This window comes from Aquabacterium sp., assembly GCF_044226965.1.
Classification (GTDB): domain Bacteria; phylum Pseudomonadota; class Gammaproteobacteria; order Burkholderiales; family Burkholderiaceae_C; genus Pseudaquabacterium.
In genome coordinates this window covers 21,688-38,259 of record NZ_JBGAGA010000062.1, presented here as the reverse complement: position 1 = coordinate 38,259, position 16,572 = coordinate 21,688, and the positions used below count along the sequence as shown (strand labels likewise).

The 16,572-nt window shown below is 69.7% G+C and carries 16 protein-coding genes; 3 read left to right on the top strand and 13 right to left on the bottom strand.

Translation table 11 applies throughout. The annotated features are described in order from the left end of the window. Positions 1 to 669 (top strand): putative inorganic carbon transporter subunit DabA (locus tag ACILR4_RS22205; protein WP_395703064.1); only part of this gene is annotated, 669 nt, incomplete at its 5' end. Here the strand turns inward: ACILR4_RS22205 and ACILR4_RS22200 are convergent. The 8 genes from ACILR4_RS22200 to ACILR4_RS22165 form a co-directional block, all read right to left on the bottom strand. Continuing rightward, positions 588 to 1,403, bottom strand: coding sequence for an EAL domain-containing protein (locus ACILR4_RS22200; protein ID WP_395703063.1), 816 nt, complete (start codon positions 1,401 to 1,403; stop codon positions 588 to 590). The genes ACILR4_RS22205 and ACILR4_RS22200 overlap by 82 nt on opposite strands. 128 nt (positions 1,404 to 1,531) lie before the next feature. Further along, positions 1,532 to 2,980 (bottom strand): aldehyde dehydrogenase family protein, encoded by a 1,449-nt coding sequence (locus ACILR4_RS22195; protein WP_395703065.1) that lies wholly within the window; start codon positions 2,978 to 2,980, stop codon positions 1,532 to 1,534. Between the two features lie 2 nt (positions 2,981 to 2,982). After that, a complete protein-coding gene (locus tag ACILR4_RS22190; RefSeq protein WP_395703062.1) occupies positions 2,983 to 3,921 on the bottom strand; it encodes a fumarylacetoacetate hydrolase family protein in 939 nt (312 codons plus the stop codon). Next, a complete protein-coding gene (locus ACILR4_RS22185) occupies positions 3,918 to 4,796 on the bottom strand; it encodes an extradiol ring-cleavage dioxygenase (RefSeq protein WP_395703061.1) in 879 nt (292 codons plus the stop codon). Before ACILR4_RS22185 ends, ACILR4_RS22190 begins: the two co-directional genes overlap by 4 nt. 40 nt (positions 4,797 to 4,836) lie before the next feature. Then, positions 4,837 to 6,312 carry an aldehyde dehydrogenase family protein gene (locus ACILR4_RS22180; protein WP_395703060.1) on the bottom strand — a complete coding sequence of 492 codons (1,476 nt, stop codon included), beginning with the start codon at positions 6,310 to 6,312 and terminating at the stop codon, positions 4,837 to 4,839. A gap of 1 nt (position 6,313) precedes the next feature. Next, positions 6,314 to 7,291: a Bug family tripartite tricarboxylate transporter substrate binding protein gene (locus ACILR4_RS22175; protein ID WP_395703059.1), complete on the bottom strand. Its 978-nt coding sequence runs from the start codon at positions 7,289 to 7,291 to the stop codon at positions 6,314 to 6,316. Continuing rightward, a complete protein-coding gene (locus ACILR4_RS22170; protein WP_395703058.1) occupies positions 7,288 to 8,667 on the bottom strand; it encodes an FAD-binding oxidoreductase in 1,380 nt (459 codons plus the stop codon). The genes ACILR4_RS22175 and ACILR4_RS22170 overlap by 4 nt, the downstream gene beginning before the upstream one ends. A gap of 62 nt (positions 8,668 to 8,729) precedes the next feature. Then, on the bottom strand, positions 8,730 to 9,707 hold the full coding sequence (locus tag ACILR4_RS22165) for an MBL fold metallo-hydrolase (RefSeq protein ID WP_395703057.1): 978 nt from the start codon (positions 9,705 to 9,707) through the stop codon (positions 8,730 to 8,732). Between the two features lie 139 nt (positions 9,708 to 9,846). Between ACILR4_RS22165 and ACILR4_RS22160 the strand changes: the two genes are divergently transcribed. Further along, a complete protein-coding gene (locus tag ACILR4_RS22160) occupies positions 9,847 to 10,782 on the top strand; it encodes a LysR family transcriptional regulator (RefSeq protein WP_395703056.1) in 936 nt (311 codons plus the stop codon). Positions 10,783 to 10,795: 13 nt separating this feature from the next. Here the strand turns inward: ACILR4_RS22160 and ACILR4_RS22155 are convergent, their stop codons facing one another. From ACILR4_RS22155 to hpaH, 3 genes are read right to left on the bottom strand one after another with little or no spacing between them, the layout of a single operon-like run. Further along, complete coding sequence (locus tag ACILR4_RS22155; protein WP_395703055.1) at positions 10,796 to 12,313, bottom strand: phosphatidylserine/phosphatidylglycerophosphate/cardiolipin synthase family protein; 1,518 nt, start codon at positions 12,311 to 12,313, stop codon at positions 10,796 to 10,798. A 58-nt stretch (positions 12,314 to 12,371) separates the two neighbouring features. Beyond that, positions 12,372 to 13,148, bottom strand: a complete 777-nt coding sequence (gene hpaI, locus ACILR4_RS22150) for a 4-hydroxy-2-oxoheptanedioate aldolase (RefSeq protein ID WP_395703054.1) — start codon at positions 13,146 to 13,148, stop codon at positions 12,372 to 12,374. Beyond that, positions 13,148 to 13,951 carry a 2-oxo-hept-4-ene-1,7-dioate hydratase gene (gene hpaH / locus ACILR4_RS22145; protein ID WP_395703053.1) on the bottom strand — a complete coding sequence of 268 codons (804 nt, stop codon included), beginning with the start codon at positions 13,949 to 13,951 and terminating at the stop codon, positions 13,148 to 13,150. The genes hpaI and hpaH overlap by 1 nt, the downstream gene beginning before the upstream one ends. A 174-nt stretch (positions 13,952 to 14,125) precedes the next feature. Between hpaH and ACILR4_RS22140 the strand changes: the two genes are divergently transcribed. Further along, the gene (locus ACILR4_RS22140) at positions 14,126 to 15,079 is read left to right on the top strand and encodes a LysR family transcriptional regulator (RefSeq protein WP_395703052.1); all 954 of its coding nucleotides are present in this window, start codon (positions 14,126 to 14,128) and stop codon (positions 15,077 to 15,079) included. Here the strand turns inward: ACILR4_RS22140 and hpaD are convergent. Both hpaD and ACILR4_RS22130 read right to left on the bottom strand, forming a co-directional pair. After that, positions 15,025 to 15,873, bottom strand: a complete 849-nt coding sequence (gene hpaD, locus ACILR4_RS22135) for a 3,4-dihydroxyphenylacetate 2,3-dioxygenase (RefSeq protein ID WP_395703051.1) — start codon at positions 15,871 to 15,873, stop codon at positions 15,025 to 15,027. The genes ACILR4_RS22140 and hpaD overlap by 55 nt on opposite strands. Before the next feature lie 90 nt (positions 15,874 to 15,963). Further along, complete coding sequence (locus ACILR4_RS22130; protein ID WP_395703050.1) at positions 15,964 to 16,554, bottom strand: NADPH-dependent FMN reductase; 591 nt, start codon at positions 16,552 to 16,554, stop codon at positions 15,964 to 15,966. Positions 16,555 to 16,572: the final 18 nt, after the last annotated feature.

Below are 16,572 nucleotides of genomic sequence, written 5' to 3'. Positions count from 1 at the left end.
GCGCCGCCGGTCCTGCTGGCGCGCCTGCGCGAGCGTGCGACGCACTGGGCCGAGACCCGCCCGGAATGGGCGCTGGCCGACAACGCCGCTTTCATCGCCGCACCGCGGTCGCGCACGCTCGGCCTGCACCTGGGTGGCCGTGTCTTCCTGCACGACTACGACGAGCGCCTCGATCCCGAGCATCGTGTGCTCGCGCTGATCCTGTCGGCGCCGATGGTCGTCGCGCACTGGATCAACCTGCAGTACCTGGTGTCGACGGTCGACCCGCAGCGGCAGGGCGCCGGCAACAAGCTGCTGCACAACGTCGTCGGGGGCGGCATCGGCGTCTTCGAAGGCAATGGGGGCGACCTGCGCATCGGCCTGCCGTGGCAATCGGTGCACGACGGTCGCACGATGCGCCACACGCCGCTGCGGCTGTCGGTGTTCGTGCAGGCCGGTCGTGCGGCCATCGATGCGGTGATCGGCGCGAACGACACCGTCCGCTGCCTGGTCGACAACGGCTGGCTGCACCTGCTGGCCATCGAGGGGCAGGCAACGCCCGCGTTTGCGCGCCGCCTGCGGGGCGGCGGCTGGGAGACGGTGGTGCTTCAGCCCGCGGGCAGCGCGTCCAGCCCGGCGGCCGATGCGGCCGAACTCAGCGCACGGAAGGTCGGGCGCGCGAACAGGTAACCCTGCATCAGCGTGACGCCTTCGCTCAGGAAGAAGTCGCGCTCGCCGGCGGTTTCGATGCCTTCGGCAATGACCTGGATGCCCAGTTCCTGGCAGATGCGCACCATGCCGCGCGCAATGGCCTGGCGCGTCTTGCTGCCGTCGACGCCGCGCACCAGCGCCATGTCGAGCTTGATGATGTCCGGCGTGAAGTCGGCCAGCAACGTGAGCCCGGCATAGCCCGCGCCGAAGTCATCGATGGCGGTCAGGAAGCCGCAGCGCGTGTACTCGCGCAGGATCGTGGCGAGCCAGGGTCCGTCCTCGACGCGTTCGCCTTCGGTCACCTCGAAGATGATGCGCTCGGTCGGAAAGTCGTGCGTGCGCGCGGCCTCGAGCGTCGTGCGAATGCACACCTCGGGCTTGTAGACGGCGTTGGGCAGGAAGTTGATCGAGATGCGCTCCTGCATGCCCAGCTGTGCGGCGGTCTTGATGGCCTTCACGCGGCAGGCCTGGTCGAAGCGGTAGCGGTTGTGTTCGGTGACCTGCGACAGCACCGACATCGCAGACTCGCCCTCGGGGCCGCGCACCAGCGCCTCGTGCGCAAAGACGCGCCGGCTGGCAAGGTCGACGATGGGCTGGTAGGCGAAATCGAAGCGGAAATCGAGCCGGTCACCCGGGCGGCAGCCCGCACAGGGGCCAGGCGCCGCTTCGTCCAGCTGGGCGAAGTCGGACGGCTGGGGCTGGATCTTGATCATCACGGGTCCGTTGGCGGTATCGACGGGTTATCGGCCCGATTCGCCCCGGCTTGAGCCCGCCCGATGTCACGTCAGGGACCCGTCCCCAAGGCAGCGTGGCGCCTGCGCGACGCCAACGCCGCCCAGGCTCACGGTGCCACGTAGGTCGTCTTCACGACGGTGTAGAACTCGGCGGCGTGGCGGCCCTGTTCGCGCGGCCCGTGGCTGGAGGCCTTGCGTCCGCCAAACGGCACGTGCGGGTCGACGCCGGCCGTCGGCGCATTGACCATCACCATGCCGGCCTGCAGATGACGCTTGAAATGAGCGGCCATCTTCAGCGAGGTGGTGCACACGCCGGCGGACAGGCCGAACTCGGTGTCGTTGGCCACGGCCAGGGCTTCGTCGGCATCGCGCACCCGGATCACGCTGGCCACGGGGCCGAAGATTTCCTCGCGGTTGATGCGCATGCTATTGCTGGACTCGACGAACAGCGCCGGTTCGAGGTAGTGGCCCGGCTGGCCATCGACCTGCGGCCGGTGCTGGCCGCCGGCCACGAGCCGTGCGCCCTCGCGCTGGCCGAGCGCGATGTAGTCCAGGTCCTGCCGCAGCTGGCGCGCATCGACCACCGGGCCGATGACCGTGCCCGCGCGTCGCGCGTCGCCCAGCGTGAGATGGGCCATGCGTTCGCACATCGCGGCAACGAAGCGGTCGTGGATGGCGTCGGTCACCACCAGGCGCGAGCTGGCGGTGCAGCGCTGGCCGGTGCTGAAGAACGCGCCGTTGACCGCGCATTGCACCGCCACGTCGAGCTCGGCGTCGTCCAGCACCACCAGCGGGTTCTTGCCACCCATCTCCAGCTGGAAGCGGGCCATCGCACCCGGGCGGCTGACGCAGGCCGCGGCCACCCGGCGGCCGGTGGCTTCCGATCCGGTGAAGCTGACCGCCGCGACCCGCGGATCGCCGAGCAGCACCTCGCCCAGCACGCTGCCGCGCCCCATCACGAGATTGAAGGTGCCGGCGGGCAGGCCGGCGCGGCTGATGATCTCGGCCAGGGCCCAGGCGCTGCCGGGCACCAGCTCGGCCGGCTTGAAGACCACCGCATTGCCATAGGCCAGCGCGGGGGCGATCTTCCACGCCGGGATGGCGATCGGGAAGTTCCAGGGCGCGATCACCGTCACCACCCCCACCGGCTCGCGCGTGATCTCCACCGCCATGCCGGGCCGTACCGAGGCGAGCAGCTCGCCGGGAACGCGCAGCGCCTCGCCGGCGAAGAACTTGAAGATCTGCCCGGCGCGCACCACCTCGCCGCGGGCATCGGCCAGAGCCTTGCCTTCCTCGCGGGCCAGCAGGTCGGCCAGTTCGACCTGGCGCAGAAGGATCTCCTGGCCGACGAAGTCCAGCGCGTCGGCGCGCTGCTGCGGCGTGGCGGCCGCCCAGCCCGGCTGGGCCGCGGCCGCAGCCGCGATGGCCTCGCTGGCCTGCACACCGTTCGCCTGCGCGTACAGGCCCACCAGGTCGCGCGTGTCCGAGGGGTTGATGTTCTCGGCCGGATCGGCGGCACCGGTGACCCATTCGCCGCCGATGTAGTGGCGATGCAGGCTCATCGGGGGCTGCCTTTCGATTGGCGCAGGTTGGCCTTGAAGTGCTCCGGCACCCGCTCGTCGAAGCCCAGCGCCACGCGGCGCACCTCGGGGCTGTCGGTCGGGGCGTGGCCGACACCAAGGGCGCTGGCGCGCGGCGCATCAATGGCCACCACCGTGCCGGCAACGCGGCCGATGCCGGTGATCTCGCACTCCACCACCTGGCCCGGATCGACGCTGCGCGAATGGCAGGGCGTGCCCATCAGGATCACGTCGCCGGCCAGCAGCGTGATGTGGCGCGCGATGTCGGCAATCACGTAGTGCGGGCCCCAGATGGTCTCGTCGCCGATGTGCGCTTCCTGCACCACCAGGCCATTGACGTAGGTGCGCAGCGTCTGCTCGAACAGGTTCACGCCGCGCACGATGCCGGGGCCTATCGGCAGCAGCGTGTCGGCACCCTTCACGCGCAGCATGCTGCCCTGGTCGGTATCGCGGAAGTCCTGCAGCCCCATGTCCAGCGCGGGGCAGAAGCCTTCGATGTAGTCCCAGGCTTCATCGGGCGTCACGTTGCGGCAGGTGCGGCCGATCACCACCGCGTATTCGCCCTCGTAGTTGAGGTACTGGCAATCCGCCGGCTTCAGGATCTGGCCGCGGTGGCCGTTCAGCGAGGTCGGTGGTTTGGTGAAGTAGGTGGGCGTCTCGGTGGGCTTCGGCTTGTTGCGCGTCTCCACACTGCGCGAGCTGTACGAGATGTGCACCGCGATGATCTTGCTCGGGTTCACCGGCGGCAGGTAGGCAGCCGATGCCGCGTCGACGAGGCGGCCATCGTCCAGGCGCAGGCGGCCATCGTCCTGCATCGTGCCCCAGAAGGCGCTGCCGCCGATCAGCACGCGGCGGCGCTCGATGCGCGGGCCGCAGAGCACGGTGGGCAGGAATTTGTACGGAAACTCGAAGTTCATGCCGCTGCTCCCGGGAACCAGATGTGGATGTTGCCGGTGCCGCGCGCGTTCTCGTAGGCCGAGAGCGCTTCACCTTTCGCGCGGCAGGCCGCGCCGCCCATCGCGCCGAGCATCTGCAGGTAGTGCGCGCCGAAGGCCTCCCACGGCAGCTTGCGGTACTCGTCCTGCCAGCGCTCCAGGATCTGATCGTGCCGGCCCTGCTCGAGCAGCGCGATCGCGCCCTTGTCGCTGGCAATGTTCTCGGGCCGCGACACGTTGCTCTCGTGGAAGATGCGCGGGTGATTGGGCTTCCAGTCGATGGCGTTGAACTTGTGGCTCATGGCGCCGGAGGCCAGCAGCACGACCCGCAGGCCGCTGCGGCGAATGGCCTCGCCGATGGCTTCGCCGGACTGCACGAAATGCGGCCAATCGCAGTTCTGGCATGAGCTGAGCGTGAGCACCGGCGTGTCGGTGTGCTCGAAGCGCAGGTGCTTCACCAGGTTGATGGTGGCGTACTGCCGGCCCAGCTCGGGGTGGCAGATGGCGCGGTTGTAGCCGCCGCGCTCGCGCGAGACGGCCTCGATCTCCAGCGCCAGGCTCGGCAGGCCGCGGTAGTCGTAGGGCACGCCATGCAGGTACCACGGCATCTCGTCAGAGATGTAGGTGCCGCGGTAGTGCGCCCCGCCATCGGCCAGGTGGTAGCCGGTGGTGAACCAGTGCGAATCGAAGATCAGCACTGCGTCGGGCGCCAGGGCCTGGATGCGTTCGCGCAGCCGCGCATAACCTGCGATCAGGTCGGAGTCGGCACCGGCGCCTTGCAGCACGCGGAACTCTTCGCACTGCATCAGGCCCGGATGGTGCGAGACCAGTGCCGCACCGACGATCTGTCCATTCATGGGCTTCACACTCCTTGTCATTCGATGTCGTGACCAGGCTTCAGCGTTGGCTGAAGCTGGCGCGAAATGGCTTCTTCGGCACCACGATGTCCTTCACGTCGCAGAAGAACTCGAAGCTCCAGTCGCCGCCTTCGCGGCCGATGCCGCTGCGCTTGATGCCGCCAAAGGGAGCGGCCAGATCGCGGATGCCGAAGCTGTTGACCCAGATGAAGCCGGTGCGCACCCGGTCGGCCACCGCGACGGCATGGTCCTGCGCCCCGTAGCAGACGCCGCCCAGCCCGTAGTCGGTGCCATTCGCCAGCGCGATGGCTTCTTCGTCGCTGGCAAAGGTCTGCAGCGTCAGCACCGGCCCGAACACCTCGTTCTGGACGATCTCGTCGTGCTGCTGCAGGTTCGTCAGCATCGTCGGCTGGTAGTACTGGGCGCCGAAAGGGTGCGGCTGGCCGCCCCACAGCAGCCGGGCGCCGCCGGCCACCGCGCGCTCGACGAAGCCGTTGACCCGTTCGACCTGGCGCGGGTGGATGATGGGGCCGACTTCGGTGGCCTCGTCGCGCGGATCGCCGATGTTCAGCCGCTCGACGTAGCCGCGCATCGTGTCGATGAAGCGCTCGGCAATGCGCTCGTGCACCAGGAAGCGCGTGCCCGCCAGGCACACCTGGCCTGCATTGCGGTACATCAGCGCGCCAGTGGCCGCGGCGTTGTCCAGGTCGGCGTCGTCGAGCACGATGAACGGGCTCTTGCCGCCCAGCTCCAGGCTGCAGGGCACCAGGTTCGCGCCGGCGGCCTGGGCGATCCACTTCGCCGTGGGCACGCTGCCGGTGAAGGACACGCGGGCAATGCGCGGATCGCTGACCAGCTTGGCGCCCGCGCGCGCGCCGGTGCCCTGCACGACATTGAAGACGCCCGGCGGCAGGCCGGCGGCATGCGCCGCATCGGCCAGCAGCGAACAGGTGAGCGGTGCCCACTCGGGCGGCTTCAGCACGCAGCAGTTGCCGGCGGCCAGGGCAGGGCCGAGCTTCCAGGTCGACAGCATCAGCGGCGCATTCCAGGGCGTGATGATCACCACCACGCCAGCCGGATCGTGGCGCACGCGGTGGTGAGCCTGTTCGGTCTCGATCGGCCGCTGCTGCAGCGTCAGCGCATGCTCGGCGAACCAGGTGATGTTGAGCATCGCGCGTGGCACCACGCCATGGCGCATGCGCGACAACAGCACGCCGGCATCGTTGCTCTCGACCTGGCACAAGGCGTCGGCCCGCTTGCCGATCTCGGCGGCAAAGCGGTCCAGGTAGGGCTTGCGCGTCGCCGCGTCCAGCGCGCTCCAGGCCGGGAAGGCCTGCGCGGCCGCCCGGATGGCCGCGTCCACATGCTCGTCCAGTCCTTCCGACACGCGGCCCAGCAGCCGCTGGTCGATGGGGCTGAAGAGCTCGAAGGTCTCGGCCGAGGCCACCCGGCGGCCGTCGATGTAGTGGTCGGGCGATATGGCGACGCCCGCGATGTCGATGTTTCGGTTGTCCATCTCAGGAGTCTGCAGTGAAGCCGATGGTCTTGATCAGCGGGGCCCAGCGATCGGAGTCGCGCTTGAGCAGGGCGGCCAGTTCGGCAGGGCTGCTCGGATTCGCTTCGAGGCCCATCTGCGCGAGCGCGTCGATCACGTCCTGGGTGGCCAGCAACTTGCGCGCGGCAGCCGACAAGGTGTTGACGGTCGCCGCCGGCGTCTTGGCCGGCACGAAGAGGCCGAACCATTCGTCGAACACGATGTCCTTGAAGCCCTGCTCGGCATAGGTGGCCACGCTCGGGGCGAACTTGCTGCGGCGCGCGCCCGAGGTCGCGAGCAGGCGCAACTTGCCCGTGGGCAAGTGCTGCAGGAACTCGCCCACCGGCCCCGACACCGACGGCAGCTGGCCGCCCATCAGGTCGACGATGGCCGGCTGCGTGCCGCGGTAGGGCACGTGCTTGAACTCGATGCCGGCGGCCCGGCCGAACAGTTCGGCCACGAAGTGCGGCACCGAACCGGCGGCCGGGCTGCCGAAGTTGGCCTGGCCCGGATGGGCCTTGCACCAGGCCACGAACTCCGTCAGCGTGCGCACCGTCGGCGGCACCATCGGGCCGACGGCCAGGCCGAAGTCGAAGCGCACGGCCTGCGACACCGCCGCGAAATCGGCAGCAGGGTCGTAGGGCAGCTTCTTGTAGGTGTGCGGATAGATACCCAGCATCGACATCGGCGTGACGACCATCGTCAGACCATCGGCAGGCGCCGACTTCAGCGCCGACAAGGCCAACTGCCCACCGGCGCCGGCGCGGTTCTCGACGACGACCGACTTGGCCACGATATCGCGCATCTTGTCGGCAATGCGTCGTGCCGTCACGTCCACCGTGCCGCCGGGCGCAAAGCCCGCGAAGATGCGTGCGGCGTCGGGCAGGCCCTGGGCGCGGCTGGCGGGCAGCAGAACGGCGCCGGTGGCGGCAGCCAGGAGTTGGCGGCGGTGAAGCTTCATGGCAGGGGGATCTCCATTGGTTGGTCGCGTCCGGGCGCCAGCAGCTTGCCCGGGTTCATCAGGTTCAAGGGGTCGAAGGCGTGCTTCAGCGACGTCATGAGCCGCAGTTCTAACGCCGATTTGTAGCGTGCGGCCTCGTCGCGCCGCAGCACGCCCAGGCCGTGTTCGGCCGATATCGAGCCCTCGGCGTCGTGCACTGCGTCGTGCACCAGCCGGTTCACCGCAGCCTCCTGCGCGACGAACGCGGCCGCCGCCATGCCGCTGGGCGGTGGCGACAGGTTGAAGTGCAGGTTGCCATCGCCCAGATGCCCGAACACCACGAGGCGCAGCGCCGGAAACTGGCGCTGCAGGGCCGCGCTGGTGGATTCGATGAACGCCGGGATGCGGCCGATCGGCAAGGCGATGTCGTGCTTGATCGTCGGACCTTCCGCACCCTGGGACTCGGAGATGTCCTCGCGCAAGGCCCAGAGGCTGCGGAACTGCTGCAGGCTGGTCGAGATCGCCGCATCGGTGGCATGGCCCGCTTCCATCGCGCCTTCCAGCAGGCGCTCGATGGCCTGTGCCGCGTCGGCGGCGTCGGTCGTCGAGCTGAGCTCCAGCAGCACGTACCAGGGCGAGGGGTCCGCCAGCGGTCGACGTGCGGCCGGCACGTGGCGCTCCACCAACTGCAGGCAGGTCTCGCTGATCAGCTCGAAGGCCGTCAGCGACGGCCCCAGGCGCTGCTGGGCCAGGGACAGCAGCTGCAGCGCGGCGTCCGGTGACGGGACGGCGACGAAGGCGGCCAGCTGCGCGGCCGGCAAGGGAAACAGCTTGAGGACCGCCGCCGTGATCAGCCCCAGCGTGCCTTCGCTGCCGATGAACAGGTCGCGCAGGTCATAGCCGGTGTTGTCCTTGCGCAGCGTGCGCAGGCCATTCCAGAGTTCGCCCGCGGCCGTCACCACCTCGAGCCCGAGGCACAGCTCCCGGGCATTGCCGTAGCGCAGCACCTGCACGCCGCCGGCGTTGGTGGCGAGGTTGCCACCGATCGTGCAGCTGCCTTCGGCGGCCAGGCTCAACGGGAACAGGCGGTCCACCTCGCGGGCGGCGTCCTGCACCTGCTGCAGGGTGACCCCGGCCTCGACGGTCATGGTCAGCCCCAGGGGATCGACGGCGCGGATGCGGTTCAGCCGCGCGGTCGACAGCACGATCGAGCGACCCTCAGCTGGCGGCGTCGCGCCACCCGACAAGCCGGTGTTGCCGCCTTGCGGGACGATGGCCACACGCTGCTGGTGGCACCAGTGCAGCACGGCGGCCACGTCTTGCGGCGTGTCCGGTTGTACCACGGCCAGCGCGCTGCCTGTCCACTTGCGACGCCAGTCGGTCAGGAACGGCGCCATGTCGGCGGCGCTGGTCAGGAGGCGACCCGAGAACGCGGAACGGAGCTCGGCGAGATCCATGCTCACTTGGCCGCCTTGGCGCGCTCGACGACGAGGCGCTTCTCGGCACCGGCCTGCAAATCGTCGAGCTGCGCGCGAAAACCGGCGGGGTCGACCAAGGGGTGGGGCGCACCCGCCTGGCGCGTCTTGAGCAGTTCCTTGGCTTCGGTCAGGCCCGTGGAGAAGGCATGCGTCGTCAGGTGGGTCGTGACGGGGTCGTCCTTCTGCAGGGTGAGGGCGCGGATGCGCTGGAGGCTGCTGATGAAGGCCTCCACCTGCTCGGGGCCCTTGATCGCGTTCAGGCCCAGGCCACCGACGGTGAACGCGCGGTGACGCTGGCTGCCATCGAATGCGTCGAAGGCGAACGAGGCGGTGCCCATCGTGTGCCCGGGCGTCTCGAAGGCCTGCAGGCGGATGCTGCCGACCTGGAGCACCTGTCCATCCGTGAGGGTCTGGTCGGGTTCGATCATCGACCACCGGTCGGGCCGCGACGCCGACTGGGCCGCCGCCTCGGCCGCTTCGCGCCAGCCTTCGGCCGTCATCGCGAAGCGTGCGTTGGGCAGCAGAGTCTTCAGCTTGGCGGCCCCCCCGGCGTGGTCGAAGTGACCGTGCGTGATGACGACCTGCTTGATGTCCTTCGGGTCGAATCCCAGGCGGCGGATGTTGTCGACCATGGTCTGCGTGTAGGGGCCGTACAGCGTGTCGATCAGGACATGGCCCTCTGGCGAGGTCACCAGCCAGGCCGAGACCCAGCAGATGCCGACGTAGTACACGTTGTCGAAGGCCTTGTACGGCTCGATCTTCTGCAGCGCGGCGTCCTGCAGGAAGCGGCCCAGGTCCGGTGGCATGCGGCCGGTGTCGCCGAACACCTTGAACAGCGCGGCGATCGGGGCCGATTCGCAGCGCGTGGTCAAGGGATCCTGCGCAGCGGCGGCGCACGCGGCCAAGGCCAGCGCGGCGCCGCACAGGCTTCTTCGAATACAGGCAAAAGCAGCGGCCATCGGGGTGTCTCCTGTTGATTCCCGTGCGCTGGCTCGCCGCCGCGGGATCTTTGACGGTGCTCAAGTCTCCCGGCAAGGCAGCTTGCGCACAATCAATCGATCTTCGGCCGCAATCAACGATCGCTTGATAATGGCCGGCATGGCATTCACCCGATTCACCTTGCGCCAGATCGAGACCTTCGTCGCCGTGGTCGAGGTCAACAGCTTCACCACGGCGGCGGTGCGGGTGGGGCTCACCGTGCAGGCGGTCAGCCAGGTGATCGCCGAACTCGAAGCCATCCTCGGCTTCCGCTTGTTCGACCGCACCACGCGCAAGATGGCGCTGTCGAGCGCAGGGCGCGACTTCCTCGGGCCGGCCGAGACGCTGCTGCGCCATGCCCGGGCCGCGGAGAGCGCGGCGGACGACGTGCGGCACCGGGCCTCGGGCGTGGTGCGCATCGGCGCCCCGCTGGTGCTGGCCTCCGCCGTGCTGCCGATGGCGATCCGGGACTATGCCGCCCAGCGCCCCAAGGTCGTGATCCGCATCCGCGACGTGGCCGTCGACAACCTGGTTGGCGCGGTCTCGGTGGGCGACGTCGATCTGGCGGTCGGGCCCGACCGCCTGACCGAAGCCGACGTCGAGGCGAGGCCCCTGTTCGACAGCGCCTGGGTGCTGTGGTGCGCCAGGTCCCATCCGCTGGCGCTGCGTCGCCAGCCCATCCGCTGGAGCGACCTGCGCGGCGTGCCCCTGGTGGCCGCCGGGCGCGACCACGAGCGCAGCGTGGCACTGATGCAGCTGAACTTGCCCGAAGGCGAGCGGGTCACGCCCGTCGACGTGGTGGACAACATCAGCACCGCGCTCGGGATTGCGGCCCAGGGCCTGTCTGCCACGCTGGCACCGGCCTACGTGCACGTGCTGGCCAAGCTGCATGGCTTGCAGATGCGACGCGTGATCGAACCCGAGATCGTCCGCAAGGTCTGCCTGTACCGCCCGGCCGCCCGGACGAGTTCGCCTGCCGCGGAAGGGTTCTTCGACTACCTGGCGCAGTGGCTGGCCGATTGGCACCGGCGCAGCGCGCCGCGGACGCGCCGCTGAAGCACGGCAGCGGCTACAGCAGGTCTTCCGGCACCAGCAGCCACATCAGGCGCAGCTTGATGCGCTGCCACAGGCCCGGGTCGGGCTCCGGCTCGGCGCGCTCTTCGCGTTCCCCGGTGTGTGACACCCAGACCACGCTGGTGCGGTCGTCGCCGAGCCGGACTTCGTAGTCGACATTGCGATCGGTGTTGTACACGGCGGCCATGCGGCGCACGACCTCGGGGCTGCGCACGATGACGCCGATCTCGTTGTTGGTGTGCTCGGACCGCGGATCGAGGTTCATCGAACCGACCAGGGCGACCTCGTCGTCGATCAAGGCCATCTTGGCATGCAGCCGACCGGCCGTGGAGCCCAGCATCCGGCCGATGCGTGAATCGCTCTTCAGTCGGTCGCTGGCCACCTCGAACAGGCGCACGCCGGCCAGCAGCAGGTCGCGCCGATACTGTGCATAGCCCACGGTCACCAGGGGCTCGTCGCTGGCCACCAGTGAATTGGTGACCACGCGCACGTCGACGCCCCGCTCGCGCGCGCGGCGCAGGCTGGCCACGCCCTGTTCACCGGGAATGAAGTACGGCGAGAACAAGGTCAGCCGGCGGCGGGCCTGGCCCATCTCCCGCACGAAGCGGTCCTTCACGGTGGGCGCCGGGTCGGCACCGGCCTGCGCCTTGCCGGGCTGGTCGGCCACGGCCTCTGCCTGGCCGGGCAGCAAGGCGTAACGGTGGCTGGCCAGCTGCACGCCGAAGGGCGCGTCACCGAACATGTCGGGGTCGTGCAGCGCGGGCGGGGCCAGGTCCTTGGCCGTCAGGCGTTCGAAGCGTTCTGCGTTCTCGGTCGGCGTTGCCGAAGCGCTGGCCAGCGCCTGCACCGGGACCACCATCGGGCTGTTCCAGTAGCGGTCGAACAGGCCGTTCAGCTGCGGCACCACCGTGCCGACCAGCAGCATGTCGAAGTCGATGAAGTTCGCTTCGTGATGACGCAAAAAGTACTCGTCCGCCAGATTGCGCCCGCCGACGACGGCCACCGATCCGTCGGCCACCAGCAGCTTGTTGTGCATGCGCTGGTTCAGGCGCTGGAAATCGGTGAGAAAGGCGAGGCTGCGCAGCGTGGACGAGCGGCGGCCGAAGGGAAAGGGATTGAACAGGCGCACCGCCACGTTCGGTGTGGCGGCCAGCCCCTGCAGCAGGTCGTCGAGGTCACGGGTGTACAGGTCGTCGACCAGCAGCCGCACGCGCACGCCGCGCCGGCCGGCGTCGCGCAGGGCCCGCAGCAGGCTACGGCCGACACTGTCGTCACCGACCTGGTAGTACTGCACGTCGATCGACGTGGTGGCCTGCCGGATCAGTTCGAAGCGCGCATCGAGCGCGATCCAGGCCTCGGGCATCGGCCACAGGCCGGACTGGCCGGCGCCAAGGCCCGACGCCCGCGCCACGCTGCCCAGCGGGCTGTCGGCGGCGGCCAGCGCCACGGTGGGCGCCTCGGGCGGCCGGGCCGGCAACCCGGCACACCCGGCCAGCCACAGCAGGGCCGACAACAGCAGGGCCGGCAGGCTCCGGCCCCACGGCCGGGGCCGACGGCCCGACGGCGGGCGATCAGTCCCCACCGGGCTTGAAGCGCTGGGCCAGGGCACGGGCGGATCGCGCCAGCAGGGTGGCGTCCACCCCCACGGCGACAAAGCGTGCGCCCAAGGCGATGTAGTGATGCGCCTTCGGTTCTTCCACCGCCAGGATGCCCGGCGCCTTGCCGGCGGCCTTGATGCGCCGGATTGCATCCTCGATGGCCGATTGCACCTCGGGGTGGCCGGCATCGCCGAGGTGACCCATCGACGCCGCCAGGTCCGCGGGCCCGATGAACACCCCATCCACGCCGTCGACGGCGGCGATCTCGTCGAGCTGCTGCAAGCCGGTGACGGTCTCGACCTGCACCAGCAGGCAGATGCGGTCGTTCGCCTCGTGCAGGTAGCGCGGGTAGGCCGACCAGCGCGAAGAGCGCGCCAGGCCGCTGCCCACACCCCGGATCCCCTGCGGCGGGTAGCGCGTCGCACGCACCAGCTCGCGCGCCTGGTCGGCGCTGTCCACCATCGGCACCAGCAGCGTGGTGGCGCCGATCTCCAGCACCTGCTTGATCAGCGTGGCGTCGCCGTGCGGCATGCGCAGCACCGGATGCGACGCATACGGCGCCACCGCCTGCAGTGCCGCGAGCATCGACCGCAGGTCGTTCGGGCCGTGCTCGCCGTCGATCAGCAGCCAGTCGAAGCCGGCGGTGGCGCACAGCTCCGCGGCATAGGGATCGGCCAGCCCCAGCCAGAACCCGATGCGGGCCTGTGCTTCGGTGAGCTGCTGCTTGAAGAGATTGGGAGGTGTTTGCATCAGACGAATTTCACCGAGATCGATCCCAGGGGGCCGTAGTCGGCATGGAAGGTGTCACCGGCCGCGCAGGCCACCGGACGCGTGAAGGAGCCGCCCAGCACGATCTCCCCGGCGGCCAGGCCTTCGTCGTGGACGGCCAGCTTGTTGGCCAGCCAGGCCACGCCGTTGCCGGGATGGTTCAGCACCGCGGCGCCCAGGCCCGACTCCTCGATGACGCCGTTCTTGTAGAGCAGCGCACCGGCCCAGCGCCAATCCACCGCATCGGGCTTCATGGGCCGGCCGCCGAGCACGATGCCGGCGTTGGCGGCGTTGTCGGAAATCGTGTCGAGGACCTTGCGGGGTGCCTTGGTGATGCGGTCGAACTGCTCGATGCGCGCGTCGATCAACTCCAGGGCAGGAACGACGTAGTCGGTGGCGTTCAGCACGTCGAACAACGAAACCCCCGGGCCCTTCAACGGACGCGCCAGCACGAAGGCGAACTCCACCTCGAAGCGCGGCACGATGTAGCGCGCAGCCTCGACCTCGCTGCCATCGCGCAGCACCATGCTGTCGAGCAAGGTGCCGTAGTCGGGCTCGGTGATCTGCGAGGCGATCTGCATCGCGCGGGAGGTGAGCCCGATCTTGTGGCCGATGATGCGCCGGCCGCCTGCGAACTGCAGCCGCACCCACTCGCGCTGGATCGCGTAGCTGTCGGCCATCGTCATCGCGGGGTGGCGCTTCGAGAAATGCTCCACCTGAACCCGGCTGCGCTCGGCTTGGTCGAGTTCCTGGGCGAGGGCGGTATGCAGCGTTGCGTCGAGCATGGGACGATGGCGCGAGGCCGGCCGTGGTGATGCAGCGCATTCTCGCGACGCCACCCGCCAGCCACAAGCAAGCGATTTCGGAGCACTGTCAACTGCTGCTTGATGATCGACAAGCCCGCAGCTTGAGATGGGACAAGACGGCGCGACTTTGCAAGCCGCACGATGCGCGCCACCATGGCCTTGATCCGTTTCACGCCGCGCCAGCTCGAAGCCTTCATCGCGGTCGCGCAGACCGATGGGTTCGCCGGGGCGGCGAGCCGGCTGTCGCTGACACCCTCGGCGGTCAGCCAGCTGGTGGCGGAGTTGGAGTCGAGCGTCGGCTTCCGGCTGTTCGACCGCACCACGCGCCGCGTCGCGTTGAGTGCGGCCGGCCGCGAGCTGTTGCCGGCGGCGCAGGAAGCCTTGACCGCGCTGGACCGCATGGCACGCGCGGCCACCGACCTGCGCAGCAGCGCGAGTGGCTTGCTCCGCGTGGCCGCGCCGCTAGCCCTGGCGGCCACCGTGCTGCCGGCCGCGATGGAGGCGCACGCCCTGCGCTGCCCCGGGGTGGTGGTGCAGCCCTGCGACACGGCGGTGGACCGGCTGATCGAGGCCGTGGCGCAGGGTGACGCCGACCTGGCCCTGGGCCCGGACCGCGCGCCAGGCGACGAAGTGATCGGCGAGCGCCTCTTCGACAGCGCCTGGGTGCTGTGGTGTGCCCCGGCCCACCCGCTGGCGGAGCAGGCCGGCGCCATCGACTGGGCCGCGTTGCGCCAGCATGCACTGGTGGCGACCGGTCGCGACCACGAGCGCAGCGTGGCCCGCATGGGACGGCACTGGCCCGAGCAGGAGCGCATCGTGCCGCTGCAGGTGGTGGAGCATCTCACCACCGCGTTCGGGCTGGCCGCCACCGGCCGCATGGCCACGCTGGCACCGGCCTACACCGAGCGCCTGGCGCGCGCCTTCGGCCTGGTGATGCGGCGCGTCAGCGGGCCGGAGGTGACACGCCAGGTCTGCCTTTACCGGCCACTGCGGCGGGCGTTGTCACCGGCGGCCGAGGCCTTTGCAGACCACTTGCGGCACTGGCTGCCGCATCACTGCACCGGCAGCACCGCGTTCACCTGCCCGGTGCCGGAGGCCGTGAAGTAGGGCGTGACGATCTCGGCCGCGCCGCGGTAGTCCGACCAGCCCAGCGCACCCAGCAGCATCGCGGTGTCGTGCATCCAGCCTTCGCCGTGGCAGGCGCGGGCGTAGCTCGGCAGCATGGCGCAGAACTCGGTCCAGCGCCCCGCCTGCCACAGCTCCAGCGCGCGCAGGTCGCATTGGCGGTTGAACTCGTCGCTGATCTCGTAGGGCCGGTCGAACACGACGGCGTTGTCATGGATGCGGTGCGACAGCGAGCCGCTGGCGATCACGGCCACCCGGCTGTCCGATGCGGCTATGGCCTGCCGGAAGGCAGCGCCCACGCGGCGGCTTTCATCGATCGAGGCGAAGGCCAGCCAGCCCGAGACCGACACCACCTTGACCTGGCGCCGCAGCTTCATGAAGTGCATCGGCACCAGGGTGCCGTACTCCAGGCTGAGCGTGTTCCGCTCGTGCGCCAGCGTCGTGACACCGGCGGCCGTGGCCTGCGCGGCGAGTGCACGGGCCAGCACCGGATGGCCGACATGGTCGTACTCCAGCGCCTCGACCTGCGTCGGGAATTCGCTGCTGGTGAACACGCCCTGGAACGACGCACCGGCATGCACGTGGTAGGCCGCGTTGCTGAGCCAGTGCGTGTCCAGCACCACCACGGTGTCGGCGCCACTGGCGAGGATGCGCTGGCCAATCGATGCCAGGCCCTCGATCGCATCGTTGCGGCATCCGTGCAGCGGCCCGGGCAGCTCCGACAGCACCATGCGCGGAATGTGGGTGACCTTGGCGGCAAAGACCAGTTGGCCCATCGAAGACTCCAGAGTGGTTGCGATGAACCAGTGTCGAGTCCGACCGGGCCGGGAACAAGCAATGCTTCGTCGTCGATTGGTGAGCTGCGCTTAGGAAACCTGTTCGAGCGCCGGCCGCGGTATCTCGGCCAGCAGGTCGGCAAGCCCGAGCTGCAGCAGCTGCTGGGTCGGCTCGTCGGCCATGCGCCCGTCGACGATCTTCTTGTCCACGGCCGGCACCGCCAGATGGGGACGCAGGACCGGACGTGCGAGCGTGGCCGCCAGCGCATCGCGGATCTGGGCCTGCGCGCGCACGCCACCGAACAGGCCGGGCGAGGCGGTGATCACCAGCGCGGGCTTGCCCTTCAGCGGCGACTGGAAGCCGGGCCGCGAGGCCCAGTCGATGGCATTCTTCAGCACACCGGGGATGCCGTAGTTGTATTCGGGCGAGCAGATCACGAGGCCATCGGCCTCGGCGATCGCCTGTTTCAGCCGCTGCACGCCAATGGGAGCGGCCGCACCGTCGGTGTCGGCGTTGTAGGGCGGCACGTCGAGCAGGGTCATCACCTCGTAGTGCGCCCGCGCCGCCAGCCACGGTGCCAGCGCGTGCAGGATCGCGGTGCAGTGCGAGCCTCGGCGCAGGCTGCCGGACACGCCCAGCAGGCGAGGGCGGGCGGTGGGGGTCGCTTGGGGCGTGGACATCCTGGGTTCCAAAGTGAG

Coding starts and splice junctions, on each gene's coding strand:
- ACILR4_RS22200 (WP_395703063.1), bottom strand. CDS start 1,403: ATGATCAAGATCCAGCCCCAGCCGTCCGACTTCGCCCAGCTGGACGAA.
- ACILR4_RS22190 (WP_395703062.1), bottom strand. CDS start 3,921: ATGAACTTCGAGTTTCCGTACAAATTCCTGCCCACCGTGCTCTGCGGC.
- ACILR4_RS22185 (WP_395703061.1), bottom strand. CDS start 4,796: ATGAATGGACAGATCGTCGGTGCGGCACTGGTCTCGCACCATCCGGGC.
- ACILR4_RS22180 (WP_395703060.1), bottom strand. CDS start 6,312: ATGGACAACCGAAACATCGACATCGCGGGCGTCGCCATATCGCCCGAC.
- ACILR4_RS22175 (WP_395703059.1), bottom strand. CDS start 7,291: ATGAAGCTTCACCGCCGCCAACTCCTGGCTGCCGCCACCGGCGCCGTT.
- ACILR4_RS22170 (WP_395703058.1), bottom strand. CDS start 8,667: ATGGCGCCGTTCCTGACCGACTGGCGTCGCAAGTGGACAGGCAGCGCG.
- ACILR4_RS22165 (WP_395703057.1), bottom strand. CDS start 9,707: ATGGCCGCTGCTTTTGCCTGTATTCGAAGAAGCCTGTGCGGCGCCGCG.
- ACILR4_RS22160 (WP_395703056.1), top strand. CDS start 9,847: ATGGCATTCACCCGATTCACCTTGCGCCAGATCGAGACCTTCGTCGCC.
- hpaI (WP_395703054.1), bottom strand. CDS start 13,148: ATGCAAACACCTCCCAATCTCTTCAAGCAGCAGCTCACCGAAGCACAG.
- hpaH (WP_395703053.1), bottom strand. CDS start 13,951: ATGCTCGACGCAACGCTGCATACCGCCCTCGCCCAGGAACTCGACCAA.
- ACILR4_RS22140 (WP_395703052.1), top strand. CDS start 14,126: ATGGCCTTGATCCGTTTCACGCCGCGCCAGCTCGAAGCCTTCATCGCG.
- hpaD (WP_395703051.1), bottom strand. CDS start 15,873: ATGGGCCAACTGGTCTTTGCCGCCAAGGTCACCCACATTCCGCGCATG.
- ACILR4_RS22130 (WP_395703050.1), bottom strand. CDS start 16,554: ATGTCCACGCCCCAAGCGACCCCCACCGCCCGCCCTCGCCTGCTGGGC.